This is a genomic window from Aureimonas sp. CAS, assembly GCF_059838215.1.
In genome coordinates, this window is sequence record NZ_CM187563.1 from 1,704,272 (window position 1) to 1,726,270 (window position 21,999).

Consider the following 21,999-nt stretch of genomic DNA (forward strand, 5'->3'; position numbering starts at 1 on the left):
GCAAATCATTATGTTCGCGCGGCGTCTCGCGGGCGCTCATCCGCGACCGTTCGAGGAGCATTCTTTGACATCGGCCATTACGATCGCGCTCGACGCCATGGGCGGAGACCACGGCCCGGAGGTCGTGCTTCCGGGCGCGGAACTCGCGTTGGAACGGCACCCTGGCCTGCGCTTTGCGATCTTCGGTCAGGAGGAGGCCGTGCGTCCGGTGCTGGAGCGTCTGCCGCGCCTCAAGGCCGCGTCGACCTTCCACCATTCGCCCCTCTCCATCCGCATGGACGAGAAGCCCAGCCAGGCTCTCCGGCAGGGGCGCAACAAGTCGTCCATGTGGCACGCGCTCGAGGCCGTGAAGTCCGGCGAGGCGGACGTCGCGCTGTCGGCGGGCAACACCGGCGCCCTGATGGCGATGGCGAAATTCTGCCTTCGCACCATGCCCAACATCGAGCGCCCGGCCATCGCGGCCGTCTGGCCGACGGTGAAGGGCGAGAGCGTCGTCCTCGACGTGGGTGCCACGATCGGAGCCGACTCCCAGCAGCTCGTCGATTTCTCGATGATGGGCGCCGCCATGGCGCGCGCCCTCTTCGGCATCGAGCGGCCGACCGTCGGCCTCCTCAACATCGGCGTGGAGGAGGTGAAGGGGCAGGACGAAATCCGCGAGGCGGGCCGGCTCCTGCGCGAGACCCGCATCGCGGGGCTGGCCTATCACGGCTTCGTCGAGGGCACGGATCTCGGCAAGGGGACGGTCGACGTCGTGGTCACCGAAGGCTTCACCGGCAACATCGCGCTGAAGACGGCGGAGGGCACGGCGCGCCAGATCGCCTCCTATCTGCGCGCCGCGATGAACCGAACCTGGCTGGCGCGCCTCGGCTATCTCCTGGCGAAGTCCGCCTTCGACCAGCTGCGCGACAAGATGGACCCGCGCAAGGTCAATGGCGGGGTCTTCCTCGGCCTCAACGGCATCGTCATCAAGAGCCATGGCGGCTCCGACGCCGAAGGCACGGCGGCGGCCATCGACGTGGCGCATGCCATGGCGGCCGCCAAACTGCGCGAGAAGATCGAGAAGGATCTTCAGGACTTCTATTCGAGCGTCTCCGAGGTGAGCGTTCCCAAGCCGCTGGCAGAGGAGAGCGCCCCATGAACGGCCTCAGATCGATCGTCACCGGAACCGGCTCCTATCTTCCGGCCCGGCGCATGGCGAACGCCGAGTTCGAGGGCATCGTCGAGACGTCCGACGCCTGGATCGAACAGCGCACCGGCATCCGCAACCGCCACATCGCAGCGAAGGACGAGACCACCGTCTCGATGGCCGAGAGCGCGGCCCGGCGCGCGATCGAGGCGGCCGGGATCGACCCGACCGACATCGACCTCATCGTGCTGGCGACGGCCACGCCCAACAACACGTTTCCCGCCTCGGCCGTGCAGCTGCAGAACCGGCTCGGGATCAGCCACGGCTTCGCCTTCGACCTGCAGGCGGTCTGTTCGGGCTTCGTCTACGCCGTCACCACGGCCGACCTCTATTTGCGCGGCGGCATGGCGCGGCGCGCCCTCGTCGTCGGCTCGGAGACCTTCTCGCGCCTTCTCGACTGGGAGGACCGCACGACCTGCGTCCTCTTCGGCGACGGCGCCGGCGCGGTCGTCCTCGAGGCGCGGCCGGAGGACGAGGCGAACGGGCGCGGCGTTCTCGTCTCCAAGCTCCGCTCGGACGGCGCCCACTGCGAAAAGCTCTATGTCGATGGCGGGCCGTCCACGACGGGGACCGTCGGCAAGCTGCGCATGGAGGGCCGCGAGGTCTTCAAGCATGCCGTCGGCATGATCACCGACGTCATCGAGGATTCGTTCGCCGCGCTGAACATCGGCCCGCAGGACATCGACTGGTTCGTGCCCCATCAGGCCAACCGCCGCATCATCGACGCCTCCGCCAAGAAGCTCGGCATCGCCCCGGAGAAGGTGGTGGCGACGGTCGGAGACCACGGCAACACCTCGGCCGCGTCCATCCCGCTGGCGGTGGATCAGGCGGTACGGGACGGCCGGATCAAGCAGGGCGACCTCGTCCTCCTGGAGGCGATGGGCGGGGGCTTCACCTGGGGCGCCGTCCTCGTGCGCTGGTAGGAAACAGCGTCACCAGCATCACCGATCCGAGCTCGCCGGGCCCGGAGGTGCTTGAAAGCTCATCGCATTTCGCTATTCTGGCGACGTTCGATCGCGAGGCGGCAGGGGGTCGCCGCGTGACGCTCGCACCATTCACGAGGGGTACGGAATGGGAGACAGGACGGTCACGCGCGCCGACCTCGCAGAGGCTGTTTTCCGGAAGATCGGTCTCTCGCGCACCGAATCCGCCTATCTCGTGGAATCGGTCCTCGAAGAGATCTGCTCGACCATCGCCCGAGGCGAAGGCGTGAAGATTTCGTCCTTCGGCTCCTTCCTCGTTCGCGACAAGAACGAGCGGATCGGGCGCAACCCGAAGACGGGCGAGGAAGTGCCGATCTTGCCGCGCAAGGTCGTCGTCTTCAAGCCGTCCAACGTCATGAAGGACCGGATTCTCGCGGCTCATGGCGAGCGCGAGCCGGAGGCCGAGCCGCTTCTGAGAGCGGCCGAGTAGGCCGCAGCCCGTCATGTCGGAAAAAGGCGCCGAGGCGTTCCGCACCATCTCCGAGGTGGCGGAAGAGCTCGATCTTCCCCAGCACGTCCTGCGCTTCTGGGAAACGCGTTTCCCGCAGATCAAGCCGATGAAGCGCGGCGGCGGCCGCCGCTACTACCGGCCGGACGACGTCGATCTCCTGAAGGGGATCCGCTTCCTTCTCTACGTGCGCGGCTTCACGATCCGGGGCGTCCAGCGCGTCCTCAAGGAGAACGGCAACCGCTTCGTGATCACGCTCGGGGCGGGGGACCTGTCGGGTCTCAGCGCCATCCAGGCCCGCAAGTCGGCGCCCGAGGACGTGGCGCAGGAAGAGCCGGTCGCGCACGATGTGGAGGAGCCGACGCCGCCGCGCGCGTTGTCGGGCCTGTCGAATCTGCTGCGGCGCGATCGCGACAGGGCCGGTGGCGGTCTGGCGGCCGGACCGACGGCCGAGCTCAATCGCGTGCTGCTCGAACTTCTGGAATTGAAGCGCATTCTCGATCAGGCGCGCTGAGCGCTTGTCCGGCCGCGTCATCCCGCGCGTCCGAGCATCCGAAAGCCAGACACATTCGATGGCCCGCGTCTCGGAACGCAACGGCCGCCCGCCGGATCGCATATTCGAAACGAAGAAGGCCGCTGGAGCGATCGCCCCAGCGGCCTTCGTGATTCTCGAAACCGCGTCCTGCGGCGCTCAGGCGCCGGTGGCGATCAGCATGAAGGCGGGAACGTCGTCACCGAAGCCGACCGGCATGTTGCGGTCCTCGTTCGACGAACGCCCGCCGTTGCGGGCCGGCTGCGGCGAGCGGACGGGCACCGGCTCGGCCACGGGACGAGGCGCCGCATCGCTGCGACCGCCGCGAGCACGGCGGCGCGGCTGCGCCTCCTGCACGGGCTCCTCGGACGGGGCGACCTCGGGAACGGTCTGCTCGACCGGCTCGACCGCATCAGCCTCGACCGACGCGTCGGCTTCCGCCGCCTTGCGCGAGCGGGCAGGGGCGCGCTTGCGCGCCGGCGCGCCGTCCTTGGCCGCGCCGCGCTTGGGCGAGCGACGGTTGGTGCCGCGATCCTCGTCCTCGTCACTGGCCGCGACGTTCGAGAGGTCGCCGTCCAGCCATTCGATGTCCCGCGCGATCAGCTTCTGGATCGCGTCGAGATATTTGGAATCGGCCTTGGAGACGAGGGTATAGGCCTTGCCCGAACGACCGGCGCGGCCCGTGCGGCCGATCCGGTGGACGTAGTCCTCGGCGTGGATCGGCACGTCGAAATTGAAGACGTGGCTGACCATCGGAATGTCGAGGCCGCGCGCCGCGACGTCGGACGCCACCAGAAGCGTCAGCTTGTTGTCGCGGAACGCCTGCAGCGTCATCGTGCGCGCGCGCTGGTCCATGTCGCCGTGCAGCGCTCCGACCGAGAAGCCGTGCTTCTCGAGCGACCGGAACAGCAGCGAGACGTCGCGCTTGCGGTTGCAGAAGATGATCGCGTTGGTCAGATCGTCGCCCTGCGCGCGGATGATCTTCCGAAGCGTCTCGCGCTTCTCGTAGTCTTCCTTGCGGGTGGCGACGAGCTTCTGCTCCACCGTCTGGGCGGTGGAGGACGCCTTGGCGACCTCGACGCGGACCGGGTTCTGGAGGAACTGCTCGGTCAGGCGCGTGATCTCCGGCGGCATGGTCGCCGAGAAGAACAGCGTCTGGCGCGTGAAGGGCAGGAGCTTGCAGATGCGCTCGATGTCCGGAATGAAGCCCATGTCGAGCATCCGGTCGGCCTCGTCGATGACGAGGGTCTCGACGCCGGTCATCAGCAGGCGTCCGCGCTCGAAATGGTCGAGAAGGCGGCCGGGCGTCGCGATCAGGACGTCGACGCCGCGCTCCAGCTTCTTGTTCTGCTCTTCGAAGGACACGCCGCCGATGAGGAGCGCGACTGAAACCTTCTGCGCCGCGCCGTACTTGACGAAGCTCTCTTCCACCTGCGCGGCGAGCTCGCGCGTCGGCTCCATGATGAGCGTGCGCGGCATGCGCGCACGGGCGCGGCCCTTTTCCAGATGCGTCAGCATCGGGAGAACGAAGGATGCCGTCTTTCCGGTGCCGGTCTGCGCGATGCCCAGAACGTCCCGGCGCTCCAGCGCGTGCGGGATCGCCTGCGCCTGGATCGGGGTGGGCGTGGTGTAGCCGGCGGCTTCCACCGCGGCCAGAACCTTGGCGCTGAGGCCGAGTTCGGAAAAATGCATGAAGGAGTCGGTTCTCTCGATGTCCGGTTAGGGAGGGCAGTGCCGCTGTCACCCGGTATCAGGTGGCGGAATACGAGCATGACTTCGACAAGTCAAGCTTTGCACCAGATATAGGGTTGACAGCGAACGAACTGAACCCCTGCGAATGCGCGTGAATCTTCGATCGTCGCGACGTTTGCCTCGGGCCTGCTTGTTCCTCGCCGCCGACGGGATAGAACTTCCGCCCAAGACGCCCCACTCTCATGCGGAGCGACGGAGGGGAAGCTGCCGGCCTTTCAGTTCGAAGCCGGACCGAAGACGTAGGGCTCGCCGGCGGTGAAGAAGAGCTCGTAGGTTTCCGCGATCTCCCCGTCGAGCGGCACGATTTCCAGAAACAGCGTCAGAAGCTCGGGCTGGCCCTCGCTCGGCGCATCGGCGCGGTAGGAGATCAGGGCGCCGCCGATCTCGCCGACCTCGGTGATTTCGGTCGAGGAGGAGACGGCCGGAGCGCCGTCCACCGCCTCGATCTGCTGGACGAAGAAGCGGTTTCCAGCGCCTTCGCCCTCCGGCTGGAGCGTGATCGTCCGCCAGATGCCGGTGCGCTCCCCGTCCACCCAGGGGCCGACGATCTGAACGTCGGCGACGAGCGGCGACATTTCCCGCAGCATCCGCGCGGCCGCATCGGACGTGTCCGGCTCGGCAAGTGCGGACGCGTCCGCGCCTTCGCTCGCCGGAGCCTCGGCCGCCGCGCCGGCTTCCGACCCGGTCGGCGGAGACGCCGCCGGCTCCTGCGCCAAGGCTGGCGCGACGCTCGTCAGGAGAAGGGCGAGGAGAGCGGTACGGAAAGGAAGCAAGATGGTCGTCCTCGTGATGCCGGGTCCGCGGATGACGCCGATCAGACGTCGAGATCCTCGACGAAGGCCGCGCGCTCCTGAATGAAGCGGAAGCGCGCCTCCGGCTTGTTCCCCATCAGCGCGTCCACCGCGCCGGAGGTTCCGCCCTCGACCGTATCGTCGATCATGACCTTCAGAAGCGTCCGCTTCCTCGGGTCCATGGTCGTTTCCTTCAACTGCGCCGGCAGCATCTCGCCCAGACCCTTGAAGCGCCCGACCTCGATCTTGCCGCGTCCCTTGAACTCGCGCGCGATGATGCGCTCGCGGTCCGCGTCGTCGCGCGCATAGACCGTCTTGCCGCCCTGGCTGAGGCGGTAGAGCGGCGGCACGGCCAGGAACAGATGACCCTCGCGGATGAGCTCCGGCATCTCCTGGTAGAAGAAGGTGATCAGCAGCGAGGCGATATGGGCGCCGTCCACGTCGGCGTCCGTCATGATGATGATGCGCTCGTAGCGAAGGTCCGCCTCGCGGTATTTCGAGCGCGTGCCGCAGCCGAGCGCCTGGATCAGGTCCGAGAGCTGCTGGTTGGCGCCGAGCTTCTCGCGTCCCGCCGAGGCGACGTTCAGAATCTTGCCGCGCAGCGGCAGGATCGCCTGGCGCGCACGGTCGCGTGCCTGCTTGGCCGAGCCGCCCGCCGAATCGCCTTCCACGATGAAGAGCTCGGCGCCCGCGGCGCCCGTCTGCGAGCAGTCCGCCAGCTTGCCGGGCAGGCGCAGCTTGCGCGTCGCGGACTTGCGGCTGACCTCCTTCTCCGCGCGGCGCCGCAGCCGCTCGTCGGCGCGCTCCACCACCCAGTCGATCAGGCGCGCCGCGTCCTGCGGCGAGGAGGCGAGCCAGATGTCGAAGCTGTCGCGGATCGAGGATTCGACGATGCGGTGGGCCTCGGTCGTCGCCAGCCGGTCCTTGGTCTGGCCGACGAACTCGGGCTCGCGAATGAAGACCGAGAGCATGGCGGAGGCCGAGATCATCACGTCCTCGGCCGTGATCGACGCCGCCTTCTTGTTTCCGGAGACTTCGCCGAACGCCTTCAGGCCGCGCAGAAGCACGGCGCGCAGACCCGCCTCGTGGGTGCCGCCCTCCGGCGTCGGGATCGTGTTGCAGTAGGAGCGCACGAAGCCGTCGCCCGCCGTCCAGGCGATCGCCCATTCGACGGCGCCATGGCCGGAGGCCTTTTCCGTGCGGCCCGAGAAGATCTGCGTGGTGACGCGATGCTCGCCCTCGATGGAGGCGGCGAGATAGTCCTTCAGCCCTCCGGGGAAATGGAAGGTCTGGCGCGCGGGCGTCTTGGAATCGGGACCCAGAAGCGAGGGATCGCAGCTCCAGCGGATTTCGACGCCCCCGAAGAGATAGGCCTTCGAGCGCGCCATCTGCAGCACGCGGGCCGGTTCGAAGCGCGCGCCCTGGCCGAAGATCGTCTCGTCGGGCTTGAAGCGCACCCTCGTGCCGCGCCGGTTCTGGACGTCGCCGAGCTCCTCGACCTTCGTCACGGCGTGGCCGCGCTCGTAGACCTGCCGGTAGAGCTTTCGCGACCGCGCGATCTCGACCTCGAGCCGCTCCGACAGCGCGTTCACCACCGAGACGCCGACGCCGTGCAGGCCGCCCGAGGTCTCGTAGACCTTCGAGTCGAACTTTCCGCCCGCGTGCAGCGTGGTCATGATGACCTCGAGCGCGGACTTGTCCTTGTATTTCGGGTGCGGATCGACCGGGATGCCGCGTCCGTTGTCCGAAACGGTCAGGAAGCCGTCGGCGTCGAGCGAGACCTCGATGACGCTCGCATGACCGGCGACCGCCTCGTCCATCGAATTGTCGATCACCTCGGCGAAGAGGTGGTGCAGGGCCTTGTCGTCGGTGCCGCCCACATACATGCCGGGACGGCGGCGGACAGGCTCCAGCCCTTCCAGGACCTCGATGTCGGCCGCCGTATAGTCGGACGGGGGAACGGGCGCGCTCGCGGGCGCGCTGGGCATGGGGGCAGCCGGCGCGGCCCGGGTCTTCCGCGCGGCCGAGCCGGAAAAGAGGTCGTCGCTCATCGCCGCATCCGTCCCGTGTCCGATCGCGTCTCTTCCACGCTCCGCCATTCCATGCCCGAAGGACTAGACTTTCACGAAATGTTCTTCAACCCGCAGGGCGTTCGCGATGAGAGGATAGGCTCGCGAAGTCGAGGTTTTCCACCGCTTCTAAGCCTTTCGGGGACGGCAGGAGAGCCCCGAAGCGAAAAAGGCCGCGCACGGGATGTCCCGCACGCGGCCCGAGTTCCGGCGGCGCGGGGCCGCCGGAGAGGGTCGGTCGATCAGACCGAGTAGTACATGTCGAACTCGACCGGGTGCGGCGTCATCTCGAAGCGCAGGACCTCGGCCATCTTCAGGTCGATGAAGGCGTCGATCTGGTCGTCGTCGAACACCCCGCCGGCCTTCAGGAAGTCGCGGTCGGCATCGAGCGACTCCATCGCCTCGCGGAGCGAACGGCAGACGGTCGGGATTTCCTTCAGCTCCTCGGGCGGCAGGTCGTACAGATCCTTGTCCATGGCCGAGCCCGGATGGATCTTGTTCTTGATGCCGTCGAGGCCGGCCATGAGCATGGCCGAGAAGGCGAGGTAGGGGTTCGCCGTCGGATCCGGAAAGCGGACCTCGACGCGCTTGGACTTCGGCGACTGGCCGAAGGGGATGCGGCAGGAGGCCGAGCGGTTGCGCGCCGAATAGGCGAGCAGCACCGGAGCCTCATAGCCCGGGACGAGACGCTTGAAGGAGTTCGTCGACGGGTTGGTGAAGGCGTTCAGCGCCTTGGCGTGCTTGATGATGCCGCCGATGTAGAACAGCGCGGTCTCGGACAGGCCGGCATATTCGTTGCCCGCGAAGGTCGGCTTGCCGCCCTTCCAGATCGACTGGTGCACGTGCATGCCCGAGCCGTTGTCGCCGAAGATCGGCTTCGGCATGAAGGTCGCCGTCTTGCCGTAGGCGTTCGCGACCTGATGGATCACGTACTTGTAGATCTGCATCTTGTCGGCGTTGCGGACGAGCGTGTCGAACTTGATGCCGAGTTCGTGCTGGGCCGCGGCCACCTCATGGTGATGCTTCTCGACCGAGACGCCCATCTCGGCCATCACGGTCAGCATCTCGGAGCGCATGTCCTGGCAGCTGTCGATCGGCGGAACCGGGAAGTAGCCGCCCTTGACGCGCGGACGGTGGCCGAGATTGCCGGTCTCGTAGTCGGCGTCGTCGTTCGACGGCAGCTCGGTGGAGTCCAGCTTGAAGCCCGTGTTGTACGGGTCGGCCTTGTACTTCACGTCGTCGAAGATGAAGAACTCGGCCTCGGGGCCGAAGAAGGCGGTGTCGCCGACGCCGGACTGCTGCAGATAGGCCTCGGCCTTCTTGGCGGTGCCGCGCGGGTCGCGGTTGTAGCTCTCGCCCGAGACCGGATCGAGGATGTCGCAGTAGATGACCATGGTCGACTGCGCGAAGAACGGGTCCATATGGACCGTCTCCGGGTCGGGCATCAGGGTCATGTCGGACTCGTTGATGGCCTTCCAGCCCGCGATCGACGAGCCGTCGAACATCGAGCCTTCCGAGAACATGTCCTCGTCGACGATCGCGACGTCCATCGTGACGTGCTGCAGCTTGCCCTTCGGGTCGGTGAAGCGCAGGTCGACGAACTTAACGTCGTTGTCCTTGATCTGCTTCAGAATGTCGTTGGCCGAGGTCATGGGGTCCTTCCTGCTGGATTGAATGCGTGTGAGGGCGAGGGGGTCAGATCGCGTCGACGCCGGACTCGCCGGTGCGGATGCGGATGGCCTCCTCGATCGTGGAGACGAAGATCTTGCCGTCGCCGATCCGCCCCGTCTGGGCGGCCTTGCGGATGGCTTCGACCGCCTGCGCGACCGATTCGTCGGCGAGCACGATCTCGATCTTCACCTTGGGGAGGAAGTCGACGACGTACTCGGCGCCGCGATACAGCTCCGTGTGGCCCTTCTGGCGCCCGAAGCCCTTGGCCTCGGTGACCGTGATGCCCTGCAGCCCGACGTCCTGAAGCGCTTCCTTCACTTCGTCGAGCTTGAAGGGCTTGATGATCGCCTCGACCTTTTTCATCGAATTCCTCTCAACGCTGGCCTCCTGGATGAGGACGCCCGGTCGGTCCCGAAGGGTGACGCGCCGGGCGTCGTTCCTCGAACCGGACCGGTGCACGGCGCGGGACTCCGCGCCACCCCGACCATAGGTCAGCGGTCTCCCTTTCGAAACCGCACGACGGCATGAGGCGTTGTCTAGCCGGTCGGGCAGGGGTGCGCCACCATCGCGTTGTGCAATCACGCATCCATTTGCGGAATCCAAGTGCATAAAGAGTGAGCAGAATGAGCGCGAAATGAGCAGTCCTATCTCGAACGCCGGGTCTTGCGCGCTTCTGACGCCGGACGAGATGGCGCATGCCGACCGGTGCGCCATCGAAAGAGGCCAGACGGGTCTCGATCTGATGCGCCGCGCCGCTGCGGCGGTCGCCCGGGCGGCGGCCGGTCTGGCGCCGGAAGGGGCCATCGCCATCCTGGCCGGATCGGGGAACAATGGCGGGGACGCGTTCGCGGCCGCGGCGATCCTGAAGGAGCAAAGGCGGGAGGTGGCGGTCTACGCGCTGTCGCCCCGATCGCATCTGTCCGGCGATGCGCGCGTGATGGCCGAGGAGTGGACGGGACCGGTCGGCTCGCTCGAAGCCTTCGCGCCGGACGGTTTTTCGCTCGTCATCGACGGGCTGTTCGGCGCGGGTCTGTCGCGCGACGTGGAAGGCGCGGCTTCTGCCGCCATCCGGCGTCTGAACGGCGGGGATTGCCGAGTCCTGGCCATCGACCTTCCCAGCGGCGTCTCCGGCGACGACGGACAGGTGAAGGGCGCCGCCGTGAAGGCCGACCGGACCGTCACCTTCTTCCGCCGAAAGCCCGGCCATCTCCTCCAGCCCGGCCGCGGGCTCTGCGGCGAGATCGAGGTCGCGGACATCGGCATCGACGCTTCGGTCCTGGACGAGATCGCGCCCCGTGCCTTCGCGAACGAGCCTGCGCTGTTCATGGCCTCGTTTCCGAAGCCCGAGGACACGCACCACAAATACGATCGGGGGCACGTCGTCGTCTTTTCGGGCGGCGCGACGCAGACGGGGGCCGCACGGCTGTCCGCCATGGCGGCGCTGCGCGGCGGCGCCGGGCTCGTGACCCTCCTCTCGCCGCCGTCCGCGCTTCTCGTGAACGCCTCGCACCTGACCGCGATCATGCTGCGCCGCTGCGAAGGCGCGGACGACCTTGCGACCCATCTGGAGGACGAGCGCCTCTCGACCTTCGTGCTCGGACCCGGCTTCGGCGATCTGCCAGCCGCGCGCGCCTACGCCGAGGCGATCCTGCGGGCCGGTCGCTCGCTCGTTCTCGACGCGGACGCCATCACGGCCTTCGCGGACGATCCGGACGCGCTCTTCGCCCTCATTCGAGACGCGACGGAGGCTCGGGTCGCGCTGACCCCGCATGAGGGCGAGTTCGCGCGCCTGTTTCCCGACCTTGCGAAAGGCCCGTCCAAGCTCGACCGCGCGAGACGAGCGGCGAGCCGCGCGGGCGCCGTCGTGGTCCTGAAAGGTTCCGACACCGTGATCGCGGCGCCCGATGGGAGTGCGGCGATCAACGGCAACGGCCCGGCCGGTCTGGCGACCGCCGGCAGCGGCGACGTGCTTTCCGGCCTCGTCGCCGCGCAGTTCGCCAATGGCGTGCCCGCCTTCGAAGCCGCCTGTGCCGCCGTCTGGCTGCATGCGGAGGCCGCGGCGAGCTTCGGGCCCGGCCTCATCGCCGAGGATCTGCCGGCGCTCGTGCCGCGCGCGCTGGCGCGGCTCGACGCCGCCCGCTGATCAGTCCTTCAGACGCTCCGCCAGCGCCATGGCCGCATGCGGCGCGCGCACTTTTCCCTCGTGGATGAAATAGGTGAAGACGTCCCGCGACGCCTTCGGGGCCGGCGAATCCTTCGCCGCCAGCGGCAGGTCGCCCGGCATCTCGCCCGCGGCCAGCCCCTTCAGCCTGTCGGCCCAGAGGTCGAGCTGCTCCGCCGGATAGGCGGTCGGGATGTCGTCGCGCCCCTTCTGCAGGCGCAGATAGACGAAGTCCGCCGTCAGATCCGCCATCTCGGGATAGGTCTCATGCTCGGCATAGACGATGGCCGCGCCGTGCTTGCGGCAGAGCGCGACGAAGTCGGGCACAACGAAGCTCGGATGCCGGACCTCGACCGCATGGCGGAGCGCAACGCCTGCAAAATCCTTCGGCAGCATCGCCAGGAACGCGCCGAAATCCTCCGGGTCGAAGGCCTTCGTCGGCGCGAACTGCCACACGATCGGCCCGAGCTTGTCGCCGAGCTCGGCGATGCCCGATCCGACGAAGCGCTCGATCGATTCGCCGGCCTCGGCCAGCACCTTCCGGTTGGTGGAATAGCGCGAGGCCTTCAGCGCGAACACGAAGCCGTCCGGCACCTCCGCCGCCCATTTGGCGAAGGTCTCCGGCGACTGCGTGCGGTAATAGGTGCCGTTCACCTCGATGGTGGAGAGCTGGCGCGAGGCGTATTCGAGCTGCCGCTTCTTCGGCAGCTTCTCGGGGTAGAAGCTTTCGTCCCACGGCTCGAAGGTCCAGCCGCCGATGCCGGTCCGGATCACGCCGCGGCCGCTCATTCCGCCGCCTCCGCCTTGATCGAGGGCTGAGGCCGCCGGCTCAGAAGCTCCTTCAGGAAGCGGCCCGTGTGCGAGCGCGCGACCTTCGCGACGGCCTCGGGCGTTCCCACCGCGACGATCTCGCCACCGCCGTCGCCACCCTCCGGCCCGATATCGATCACGTGGTCGGCCGTCTTGATGACCTCCAGATTGTGCTCGATGATGACGACCGTATTGCCCTGATCGACCAGCGACTGCAGCACCTCCAGAAGCTTGGCGACGTCGTGGAAGTGCAGGCCCGTCGTCGGCTCGTCGAGGATGTAGAGCGTGCGGCCGGTCGCGCGGCGCGACAGCTCCTTGGCGAGCTTCACGCGCTGCGCCTCGCCGCCCGACAGCGTGGTGGCCTGCTGCCCGACCTTCACATAGCCGAGCCCCACTTCCTTCAGGGTCGCCAGCTTGTCGCGGATGGCCGGCACGGCCGCGAAGAAGTCGACACCTTCCTCCACCGTCATGTCGAGCACGTCGGCGATCGACTTCTCCTTGAAGGTCACCTCCAGCGTCTCGCGATTGTAGCGTTTGCCGTGGCACACGTCGCAGGTGACGTAGACGTCGGGCAGGAAGTGCATCTCGATCTTGATGACGCCGTCGCCCTGGCAGGCCTCGCAGCGCCCGCCCTTCACGTTGAAGGAGAAGCGGCCCGGCTGGTAGCCCCGCGCCTTGGCCTCGGGAAGCCCGGCGAACCAGTCGCGGATCGGGGTGAAGGCGCCGGTATAGGTCGCCGGGTTGGAGCGCGGCGTGCGTCCGATCGGCGACTGGTCGATGTCGATCACCTTGTCGAGCAGCTCGAGCCCCTCGACACGGTCGTGCTCGGCCGGAACCTCGCGCGCATTGTTGATGCGCCGGGCCGCCGCCTTGAACAGCGTCTCGATCAGGAAGGTGGACTTGCCGCCGCCCGAGACGCCCGTGACGCACGTCATCAGCCCCATGGGGATTTCGGCCGAGACGTTCTTCAGATTGTTGCCGCGCGCGCCGACGACCTTGATCGCCTTGCCCTTCTGCGCCTTGCGCCGCTCGGCCGGAACCGGCACGCCCATCTCGCCGGAGAGATACTTGCCCGTCAGCGAATCCGGGTGGGCCATGATCTCGGCGGGCGTGCCCGAGGCGATCACCCGGCCGCCATGGATGCCGGCGGCGGGGCCGATATCCACCACGTGGTCGGCGGCGAGGATCGCGTCCTCGTCGTGCTCGACAACGATCACCGTGTTGCCGATGTCGCGAAGGTGCTTGAGCGTCACCAGAAGCCGCTCGTTGTCGCGCTGGTGCAGGCCGATCGAGGGTTCGTCCAGCACGTAGAGGACGCCGGTCAGGCCCGAGCCGATCTGCGAGGCGAGGCGGATGCGCTGGGATTCGCCGCCCGACAGCGTTCCCGAGGAGCGCGACAGGGTCAGATAGTCGAGCCCGACGTCGTTCAGGAAGCGCAGCCGCTCGCGGATCTCCTTGAGGATCCGCACGGCGATGTCGTTCTGCTTCTGGCTCAGATGCTCGGGCAGTTCCTCGAACCAGACGAGCGCGTTTCGGATCGACAGGTCCGTGACCTCGCCGATGTGGCGCTTGTCGATCTTCACCGCCAGCGCCTCGGGCTTGAGACGATAGCCGGCGCAGGCCGGGCAGGGCGTCGCCGACATGTAGCGCTCGATGTCCTCGCGCGACCACGCCGAATCCGTCTCGCGGTAGCGACGCTCCAGATTGGTCACGATGCCCTCGAAGGGCTTCGTCGCCTTGTAGGAGCGCAGTCCGTCATTGTAGCGGAATTCGAGCTTGGTCTTGCCCGTGCCGTAGAGGATGGCCGTGCGCGCGGCTTCGGGCAGCGCCGACCATTTGTCGGTCTGCTTGAAGTCGTACTCGCGGCCGAGCGCTTCCAGCGTCTGCGCGTAATAGGGTGAGGTGGACTTCGCCCAGGGCGCGATGGCCCCGCCCTTCAACGTGCGGTTCTCGTCCGGGACGATCAGCTTCGGGTCCACGGACTGCTGCGAGCCGAGGCCGTCGCAGGTCGGGCAGGCGCCGAAGGGGTTGTTGAAGGAGAAGAGCCGGGGCTCGATCTCGGGGATCGTGAAGCCGGAGACCGGGCAGGCGAACTTCTCGGAGAAGAGCAGCCGCTCATGGGTGTCGTTGGCCGATTTGTTGGCGCCGCCGCCGCCCGCGACCGCCGAGGCGGGCAGGGGCTTGTCCACGAATTCGGCGACCGCCAGCCCTTCGGCGAGGCGCAGCGCCGTCTCGATCGAATCGGCCAGGCGCGTGCCGATGTCGGCGCGCACCACGACGCGGTCCACGACCACGTCGATGTCGTGCTTGTACTTCTTGTCCAGCGTGGGCGCGTCGGCGATCTCGTAGAGCTCGCCGTCGATCTTGACGCGCTGGAAGCCCTTCTTCTGGAACTCCGCGAGCTCCTTGCGGTACTCGCCCTTCCGGCCGCGCACGACCGGCGCGAGGATCATCAGGCGCGTGCCTTCCTCCAGCGCCAGCACCCGGTCCACCATCTGCGAGACCGTCTGCGACTCGATCGGCAGACCGGTGGCGGGCGAATAGGGCACGCCGACGCGCGCAAAGAGCAGGCGCAGATAGTCGTAGATCTCGGTGACGGTGCCCACCGTCGAGCGCGGATTCTTCGAGGTCGTCTTCTGCTCGATGGAGATCGCCGGCGAGAGCCCGTCGATCTGATCGACGTCCGGCTTCTGCGTCATCTCCAGGAACTGGCGCGCATAGGCCGAAAGGCTCTCGACGTAGCGCCGCTGCCCTTCCGCATAGATCGTGTCGAAGGCGAGCGAGGATTTGCCCGAGCCCGACAGGCCCGTCATCACGATCAGCGAATCGCGCGGCAGGTCGAGGTCGACGTTCTTCAGATTGTGCTCGCGCGCGCCGCGAACGGAGATCGTGTTCTTCATGGAGCCTGCCAGACCAAACCTGTCCCGCGACCGGACTTCGAGATGGCCGGCACGCCGATCCCGAACGAACCTTGACGGAAAGCGTTCGATGTTCTCTCTATGTTCTAGGTGGACGAAGGCCGCACCGCAAGGGAGTTCAAGATGGCGTTCGAACAGCGGATGACGATGCTTACGCTCGGTGTGGCGGATTTGGGAAGGGCGAGGGCCTTTTACGAGTCGCTCGGCTGGCGCGCGTCGAGCGCGTCGCAGGGCGACGTCGTGTTCTTCCAGATGGGCGGCTCGGCGCTGGCGCTCTACCGTCAGGAGGCGCTGTCGCGCGATCTGCAGGGCGAGGATGCACCCCGGCCCGGCGGCGTGACTCTCGCCTACAACACGCGCTCGCGCGACGAGGTCGAGCTCCGGCTGCGCGAGGCGGAAGCGGCCGGAGCGACGGTGCTGCGGGCGCCGCACGAGACCTCGTGGGGCGGCACGGTCGCCTATTTCGCCGACCCGGACGGCCATCCCTGGGAGATCACATTCGTGGAGAGCTTCATCCCGGCGCCGGACGGAAGCATCGAACTGCCATAGCGAGGAGGCGGGGAGGCGGAGAAGGCGGCGGGCCTGCGCGGGAGACCGGCGAGAAGGAAGAGGGGATAAAGCCCGGCAACGGCTTCCCCTTCGAGGGCGCGACCCATAGGTTCCGCCGCGAATGTTCAACGGGCGCAGGAGACAGCACCATGGCAGGCAGCGTCAACAAGGTCATCCTCGTCGGCAATCTCGGGGCCGATCCCGAAGTGCGCCGGCTGAACTCGGGGGACGCGGTCGTCAATCTGCGCATCGCGACGTCGGAGAGCTGGCGGGACCGCAATTCGGGCGAGCGCAAGGAGCGCACCGAGTGGCATAACGTCGTGATCTTCAACGAGAACCTCGTGAAGGTCGCCGAGCAGTATCTGAAGAAGGGTCAGACGGTCTACATCGAGGGCCAGCTCCAGACCCGGTCCTGGGAGGACCAGTCCGGCCAGAAGCGCTACACGACCGAGGTGGTGCTGCAGCGCTTCCGCGGCGAACTGCAGATGCTCGGCGGTCGCGGTGAGGGCGGCGGCGGAAGCTACGAGGGCGGCGGGGGTGGCGGCGGCTACGAACGCGGCGGTGGCGGCGGCGGTCGCTCCGGCGGCGGCGGTTATGGCGGCGGCGACCGTTCCGGCGGCGGAGATCGCGGCGGCTATGGCGGCGGCGGCGGTGCTGGGGGCGGCGGCGGTCGCGGCGGCGACCTCGACGACGAAATCCCGTTCTGATCGCCGCGAGAGACCGGCTTTTTTGAACTGAAGAAGAGCGCCGCGTGTCCGAGGGGATGCGCGGCGTTCGTCGTTCAGGCCATGGCGTCTCTCACCAGCTCCGCGACCCCGTCGGCGACGAACTGGACGGCGAGCGCGGCGAGGATGACGCCGAGAAGCCGCGTGACGACGACGCGCCCCGTCGGCCCCATGGCGCGGTCGAGCCGGTCGGCCACGAGCAGCATCAGGAGCGTCACCACCATCACCGCGACGAGGACGCCGACCATCGCGCCCTGGCCCGCGACGCCGGGCAGGGAGCCGGAGAGGAGGATGACGGCGGCGATCGCGCCCGGCCCCGCCATCAGCGGAATGGCCAGCGGAAAGGCCGCGACGTTCACCGCGTCCGCGGGGCCGTGGTCGGGCGCGTGCGCGCTCTTCTCCTTGCGCTGCTGGCGGCGGTCGAACACCAGCTCGAAGGCGATGGTGAAGAGGAACAGGCCGCCGGCCACGCGGAAGGCGCCGAGGGAGATGCCGAGCGCGTCGAGGATGGCGAGGCCCGCCAGCGCGAAGAGCAGAAGGATGCCCGAGGCGATCAGCGTCGCCTGGATGGCGATGACGCGCCGCTCGGCCGCGCTCGCCCCGGGGGTGAGCGCCAGGAAGAGCGGCACCAGCCCCAGCGGGTCGATGATGACGAAGAGGGTCACGAAGCCGTTGAGCAGCAGTTCGGTCATTTCGGCCTCGTCTCTTCCAGTTCCGCCGGCGATCCGCGTTCCCGAGCGGTCCGCACGAGCGTCTCGCCCGTTCGGATCGGACGGGCGGCGAGGTATCGAATGGAAGCGCCGGGCCGTTCAGGTCAATAGCGCCAGCGCAGTCCGACAACGTTGGCGTTCTTCGCCCCGCGCATGTTCCCCAGCGTGCGGTTGGCGCCCGAACGGTGATGCAGCCGCCAGAAGGCTTCCACATCCGGCCGGTCCGCCCGCGAGACGCCGATCTCGGGTCCGAGATAGAAGAGAAGATGGGCGTTGCCGTCGGAGCGCTCCTCGAGGTCGCGCTCGCGTCCCGGATGGGCGTTCGAGACGGCGCTGAGCGCGGCCGTGAAGGAGGGCGAGATGCGCACGGTGTCGAAGAGCGTCAGTCCGTCATGCCGGATCACCGGGCCGCCCCACAGCTCCCCCGTCACGCCGGCGATGGCCCGGACCGACGCGCCCACCTCCATCCCGAACTGAAGCCCGCGCGGGCTTTCGTGGAAGAACTGCTGATAGCCGCCGCCGAGGACGATCCGCCGCTCGTAGTCGACCGTGAAGGGGTTGGCGCTGCGCCCCATGTCCTCGGCGGTGATGACGCCGCCGAATCCGAACACGGCTTCCGGCGCCTGGGGCGGGCGGGGTTCGAATGCGAGGGCCGGGGTCTGCAGAGCGGCGCAGCCGCCAAGGACGATCGCGGCGACGGCATAGTTCACGGTGCTTCTCGTTCCTCGTCCGGTCGTCCTTCGCCGGCAAAATGATGCAGGGACCAGTGGTTGTGAAGACCGTTCACGCCTCTCTGATCGAGCCCCATGCCGGTCCGCGTCGAAGCGGGTGCGCCGCGCCGGGCCGGCACCCGCCAGTCGGCCGGGCGGAGGCCGTTCGGCGGCGTTGTTGCGCCTTCGAGCGCGAAAACGCTATATTCCGGCTCGTTCGGATGAGATTCTAGGAACCCCCTTGGCAGACGACACCATGCCCACGCCGCCGGAGCGCCCGCGCGGCGTCGAATCGGTTTCCATCATCGAGGAAATGCAGCGCTCCTATCTCGATTACGCCATGAGCGTGATCGTGAGTCGCGCGCTGCCGGACGTGCGCGACGGTCTGAAGCCGGTCCACCGGCGTGTTCTCTACGCCATGAGCGAGATGGGCCTCGCCTGGAACCGCTCCTACCGCAAGTCCGCCGGCGTCGTCGGCGAGGTGATGGGCAAGTACCACCCGCACGGCGACTCTTCGATCTACGACGCGCTGGTCCGCATGGCGCAGGACTGGTCGATGCGCGCGCCGCTGGTGGACGGGCAGGGCAATTTCGGCTCCATCGACGGCGATCCCCCGGCGGCCATGCGCTACACCGAGTGCCGGCTGGAGAAGGTCTCCGAGGCGCTTCTGGAGGACATCGACAAGGAGACGGTGAACTTCCAGGAGAATTACGACGGGCGCGAGATGGAGCCGACCGTGCTTCCCGCACGCGTGCCGAATCTCCTCGTCAACGGCTCGGGCGGCATCGCCGTCGGCATGGCGACGAACATTCCGCCGCACAATCTCGGCGAGGTCGTCGACGGCTGCATCGCCATGATCGACAATCCGGAGATCACGCTCTCCGAGATCATGGAGATCATTCCGGGGCCGGACTTCCCGACCGGCGCGCTGGTTCTGGGCCGGGCCGGCATCCAGTCGGCCTACACGACCGGCCGCGGCTCGATCCTGATGCGCGGCAAGGTGCATATCGAGCCGATGCGCGGCGACCGCGAGGCCATCGTCGTCACCGAGGTTCCCTATCAGGTGAACAAGGCCTCGATGATCGAGAAGATGGCCGATCTGGTGCGCGAGAAGCGCATCGAGGGCATCTCCGACATCCGCGACGAGAGCGACCGCGAGGGCTATCGCGTCGTCATCGAGCTGAAGCGCGACGCCTCGTCCGACGTCGTCCTGAACCAGCTCTACCGCTTCACGCCGCTCCAGACCTCCTTCGGCGCCAACATGGTGGCCCTGAACGGCGGCAAGCCGGAGCAGATGGGGCTGATCGACATCATGTCGGCCTTCATCGCCTTCCGCGAGGAGGTGGTGAACCGGCGCACCAAGTTCCTGCTGCGCAAGGCGCGGGAGCGCGCCCATGTCCTGGTCGGCCTCGCCATCGCCGTCGCCAATATCGACGAGATCATCAACCTGATCCGCCGTGCGCCCGATCCGGCGACGGCCCGCGAACAGCTGATGGAGCGCGAGTGGGAGGCCAAGGACGTGGCCCCGCTGATCCGCCTCATCGACGATCCGCGCCACCGCATTTCCGAGGCCGGCACCTACCGCCTGTCGGAGGCGCAGGCGCGCGCCATCCTCGACCTGCGCCTCCAGCGCCTCACCGCGCTCGGCCGCGACGAGATCGGCGACGAGCTCAACGCCATCGGCATCGAGATCAAGGACTATCTGGAGATCCTGTCCTCGCGGACCCGGGTCCGCGACATCATCAAGGACGAGCTTCGCGCCGCGCGCGACGAGTTCGCCACGCCCCGCCGGACCGAGCTGTCCGAAGGCGCGGCGGACATGGACGACGAGGACCTGATCCCGCGCGAGGACATGGTCGTCACCGTCTCGGCGGGTGGCTACATCAAGCGCGTGCCGCTCGGCACCTACCGGGCGCAGCGTCGCGGCGGCAAGGGCCGCTCCGGCATGGCGCTGAAGGGCGAGGAGGATTCGGTCACGCGGCTGTTCGTGGCGAACACGCATACGCCGGTCCTGTTCTTCTCCTCGCGCGGCATCGTCTACAAGGAGAAGGTCTGGCGCCTGCCGCTGGCCAATCCGCAGTCGCGCGGCAAGGCGCTCGTCAACATGCTGCCGCTGGAGAAGGGGGAGCGCATCACCTCCATCCTGCCGCTGCCCAACGACGAGGAGCAGGCCGCCGACCTCAACGTGATGTTCGCGACGACCCGGGGCACGGTCCGCCGCAACCGGCTGGCGGACTTCATCCAGGTCAACCGCAACGGCAAGATCGCCATGAAGCTGGAGGAGGCCGAGGACGAGATCCTCGCCGTCGCCACCTGCTCGGAGGACGACGACGTCCTGCTGGTCGCCTCTTCGGGCCTCGCCATCCGCTTCCCCACGACGGACGTGCGCGTCTTCGCGGGCCGCAACTCGATCGGCGTGCGGGGCATGTCGCTCGGCGAGGGCGACCGTCTGATCTCGATGGCGATCCTTCGCCATGTCGATGCGACCCCGGCCGAGCGCGCGTCCTACCTGAAGATGCGCCGCGCCGTGGAAGGCGAGGGCGCCTCCGAGACGCCCGCCGACGAGGAGGGCGTGGAGGACGTCGCGCTCAGCCAGGAGCGCTACGGTTTCCTGTCGGCGGCGGAGGAGTTCGTCCTCACCGTCTCCGAATACGGTTACGGCAAGCGGTCGTCCTCCTACGACTTCCGCACCTCCGGGCGCGGCGGCAAGGGCATCCGGGCGACCGATCTTTCCAAGCTCGACGACATCGGGCGGCTCGTCGCCGGCTTCCCGGTCGAGGCGGAGGATCAGATCCTCCTCATCTCCGATCGCGGCCAGATGATTCGCGTTCCCGTCGACGGCATCCGCATGGCGAGCCGCGCGACGAAGGGCGTCACGATCTTCTCCACGGCCGCCGGCGAGAAGGTCGTCTCGGTCGAGCGCATCCCCGATCAGGGCAGCGGCGAAGGCGAGATCGCCGAGGGTCCGGTCGGCGAGGAGCCCGTGGACCTCGGCCCGGTCGACGATGCCGGGACGTCCGAGGGCGATGGCGCGCCGGACGGCGACGACACGCCGGACGAGGGCAAGTAGAAACGAGAAAGGCCGCTCCCCGGCGAAGGGAGCGGCCTTTTTCTATTCGCCGTGAGGAAGCGCTCGCGCTTCCTGTCCGGCTCAACGCATGATGTTGCGGCTCTGCGCGCGCGCCTTGATCCGCGCACCCTCGGCCTCGTTGTGGATCGCCACGGCGGTCGCGGTGATGAGAGTCGCGACCATGGCGAGGGAGAGTGCGAAGATCAGCATCTTGTGTCTCCTGTTCGATGCCCTAACGAGCCCGATCCGTCTTTGTTCCAGTTGCGCTTTTCGCGCCGCCGAGGGACGAAGCTACGGATCGCCCGTTCGTTCGGATGGTATGGCGGGCATCCTTTCCAGATGTGTGATCGAGCGCGCCGGAATGGAAGATCGCGCGGCATTTCGATGAACTGCGTTAGCGGGAGGTGAACCATGCGCAGGGCGCTCTACTCCGGCTCGTTCGACCCGATGACGAACGGCCATCTCGACATCCTCCTGCAGGCCCTGCCGCTGTTCGACGAGCTCGTCGTCGCCATCGGCGTCCATCCGGGCAAGTCGGGGCTTTTCACCTTCGAGGAGCGGGTCTCGCTGATCGAGGCGAGCCTGCCGGTGGGTGCGCGGGTCCACGTCGTCTCCTTCGACGGTCTGGTGGTGGAGGCGGCGAAGGCCGAGCGCGCGATCGCGCTCGTCCGCGGGCTTCGCGACGGGACCGACCTCGACTACGAGATGCAGATGGCGGGGATGAACGGCGCGATGGCGCCGGGCGTCGCCACCGTCTTCCTGCCCGCCCGCCCGGCGTCGAGGCCCATAACGGCCACATTGGTTCGTCAGATCGCCAAGATGGGGGGTGATGTCTCGGCGTTCGTTCCCGAGCCCGTGGCCCGCGCCCTGAAACAGAAATTCGCCTGACCGGCGCGAGGACGCCGGCCGCTGGA

General features: G+C 67.8%; 19 protein-coding genes. 9 read left to right on the forward strand and 10 right to left on the reverse strand.

Features of this window, described 5'->3' with window-relative positions:
* The first annotated feature begins 64 nt into the window (after positions 1-64).
* The 4 genes from plsX (at position 65) to AC6R2M_RS08315 (ending at position 3,131) form a co-directional block, all read left to right on the forward strand.
* Positions 65-1,138, forward strand: a complete 1,074-nt coding sequence (gene plsX, locus AC6R2M_RS08300) for a phosphate acyltransferase PlsX (protein ID WP_500487296.1) — start codon at positions 65-67, stop codon at positions 1,136-1,138.
* Positions 1,135-2,109, forward strand: a complete 975-nt coding sequence (locus tag AC6R2M_RS08305; protein ID WP_500487298.1) for a beta-ketoacyl-ACP synthase III — start codon at positions 1,135-1,137, stop codon at positions 2,107-2,109. The genes plsX and AC6R2M_RS08305 overlap by 4 nt, the downstream gene beginning before the upstream one ends.
* 148 nt (positions 2,110-2,257) lie before the next feature.
* Positions 2,258-2,599: an integration host factor subunit alpha gene (locus AC6R2M_RS08310; protein ID WP_500487300.1), complete on the forward strand. Its 342-nt coding sequence runs from the start codon at positions 2,258-2,260 to the stop codon at positions 2,597-2,599.
* 13 nt (positions 2,600-2,612) lie between these two features.
* Positions 2,613-3,131, forward strand: a complete 519-nt coding sequence (locus tag AC6R2M_RS08315; RefSeq protein WP_500487302.1) for a MerR family transcriptional regulator — start codon at positions 2,613-2,615, stop codon at positions 3,129-3,131.
* A gap of 177 nt (positions 3,132-3,308) precedes the next feature.
* Here the strand turns inward: AC6R2M_RS08315 and AC6R2M_RS08320 are convergent, their stop codons facing one another.
* From AC6R2M_RS08320 to AC6R2M_RS08340, 5 genes are all read right to left on the reverse strand, one after another.
* On the reverse strand, positions 3,309-4,841 hold the full coding sequence (locus AC6R2M_RS08320; RefSeq protein ID WP_500487304.1) for a DEAD/DEAH box helicase: 1,533 nt from the start codon (positions 4,839-4,841) through the stop codon (positions 3,309-3,311).
* Between the two features lie 275 nt (positions 4,842-5,116).
* Complete coding sequence (locus AC6R2M_RS08325; RefSeq protein ID WP_500487306.1) at positions 5,117-5,674, reverse strand: hypothetical protein; 558 nt, start codon at positions 5,672-5,674, stop codon at positions 5,117-5,119.
* Positions 5,675-5,715: 41 nt separating this feature from the next.
* Positions 5,716-7,743, reverse strand: a complete 2,028-nt coding sequence (gene parE, locus AC6R2M_RS08330) for a DNA topoisomerase IV subunit B (protein WP_500487308.1) — start codon at positions 7,741-7,743, stop codon at positions 5,716-5,718.
* 260 nt (positions 7,744-8,003) lie between these two features.
* Positions 8,004-9,413 carry a type I glutamate--ammonia ligase gene (gene glnA / locus AC6R2M_RS08335; RefSeq protein WP_500487310.1) on the reverse strand — a complete coding sequence of 470 codons (1,410 nt, stop codon included), beginning with the start codon at positions 9,411-9,413 and terminating at the stop codon, positions 8,004-8,006.
* A gap of 43 nt (positions 9,414-9,456) precedes the next feature.
* Positions 9,457-9,795 (reverse strand): P-II family nitrogen regulator, encoded by a 339-nt coding sequence (locus AC6R2M_RS08340; RefSeq protein WP_500487312.1) that lies wholly within the window; start codon positions 9,793-9,795, stop codon positions 9,457-9,459.
* 271 nt (positions 9,796-10,066) lie between these two features.
* Here AC6R2M_RS08340 and AC6R2M_RS08345 point away from each other — a divergent pair, with 271 nt between their 5' ends.
* Positions 10,067-11,575: an NAD(P)H-hydrate dehydratase gene (locus AC6R2M_RS08345; protein ID WP_500487314.1), complete on the forward strand. Its 1,509-nt coding sequence runs from the start codon at positions 10,067-10,069 to the stop codon at positions 11,573-11,575.
* On the opposite strand, the gene AC6R2M_RS08350 is transcribed toward AC6R2M_RS08345, so the two are convergent.
* Positions 11,576-12,382 carry a DUF72 domain-containing protein gene (locus AC6R2M_RS08350; protein ID WP_500487316.1) on the reverse strand — a complete coding sequence of 269 codons (807 nt, stop codon included), beginning with the start codon at positions 12,380-12,382 and terminating at the stop codon, positions 11,576-11,578.
* Complete coding sequence (uvrA, locus tag AC6R2M_RS08355) at positions 12,379-15,303, reverse strand: excinuclease ABC subunit UvrA (RefSeq protein ID WP_500487318.1); 2,925 nt, start codon at positions 15,301-15,303, stop codon at positions 12,379-12,381. Before uvrA ends, AC6R2M_RS08350 begins: the two co-directional genes overlap by 4 nt.
* A 141-nt stretch (positions 15,304-15,444) precedes the next feature.
* Here uvrA and AC6R2M_RS08360 point away from each other — a divergent pair, with 141 nt between their 5' ends.
* Both AC6R2M_RS08360 and ssb read left to right on the forward strand, forming a co-directional pair.
* A complete protein-coding gene (locus AC6R2M_RS08360) occupies positions 15,445-15,870 on the forward strand; it encodes a VOC family protein (protein ID WP_500487320.1) in 426 nt (141 codons plus the stop codon).
* Between the two features lie 149 nt (positions 15,871-16,019).
* Positions 16,020-16,577 carry a single-stranded DNA-binding protein gene (gene ssb, locus AC6R2M_RS08365; RefSeq protein ID WP_500487322.1) on the forward strand — a complete coding sequence of 186 codons (558 nt, stop codon included), beginning with the start codon at positions 16,020-16,022 and terminating at the stop codon, positions 16,575-16,577.
* Between the two features lie 74 nt (positions 16,578-16,651).
* Here the strand turns inward: ssb and AC6R2M_RS08370 are convergent, their stop codons facing one another.
* Both AC6R2M_RS08370 and AC6R2M_RS08375 read right to left on the reverse strand, forming a co-directional pair.
* Positions 16,652-17,287 carry a MarC family protein gene (locus tag AC6R2M_RS08370; protein WP_500487324.1) on the reverse strand — a complete coding sequence of 212 codons (636 nt, stop codon included), beginning with the start codon at positions 17,285-17,287 and terminating at the stop codon, positions 16,652-16,654.
* Positions 17,288-17,409: 122 nt separating this feature from the next.
* Positions 17,410-18,015 (reverse strand): hypothetical protein, encoded by a 606-nt coding sequence (locus AC6R2M_RS08375; RefSeq protein WP_500487326.1) that lies wholly within the window; start codon positions 18,013-18,015, stop codon positions 17,410-17,412.
* Positions 18,016-18,271: 256 nt separating this feature from the next.
* Here AC6R2M_RS08375 and gyrA point away from each other — a divergent pair, with 256 nt between their 5' ends.
* The gene (gene gyrA, locus AC6R2M_RS08380) at positions 18,272-21,085 is read left to right on the forward strand and encodes a DNA gyrase subunit A (protein WP_500487540.1); all 2,814 of its coding nucleotides are present in this window, start codon (positions 18,272-18,274) and stop codon (positions 21,083-21,085) included.
* A gap of 81 nt (positions 21,086-21,166) precedes the next feature.
* Here gyrA and AC6R2M_RS08385 read toward each other — a convergent pair whose 3' ends face one another.
* Positions 21,167-21,295, reverse strand: coding sequence for a hypothetical protein (locus AC6R2M_RS08385; RefSeq protein ID WP_500487328.1), 129 nt, complete (start codon positions 21,293-21,295; stop codon positions 21,167-21,169).
* 201 nt (positions 21,296-21,496) lie between these two features.
* Here AC6R2M_RS08385 and coaD point away from each other — a divergent pair, with 201 nt between their 5' ends.
* Positions 21,497-21,973: a pantetheine-phosphate adenylyltransferase gene (gene coaD / locus AC6R2M_RS08390; RefSeq protein WP_500487330.1), complete on the forward strand. Its 477-nt coding sequence runs from the start codon at positions 21,497-21,499 to the stop codon at positions 21,971-21,973.
* Positions 21,974-21,999: the final 26 nt, after the last annotated feature.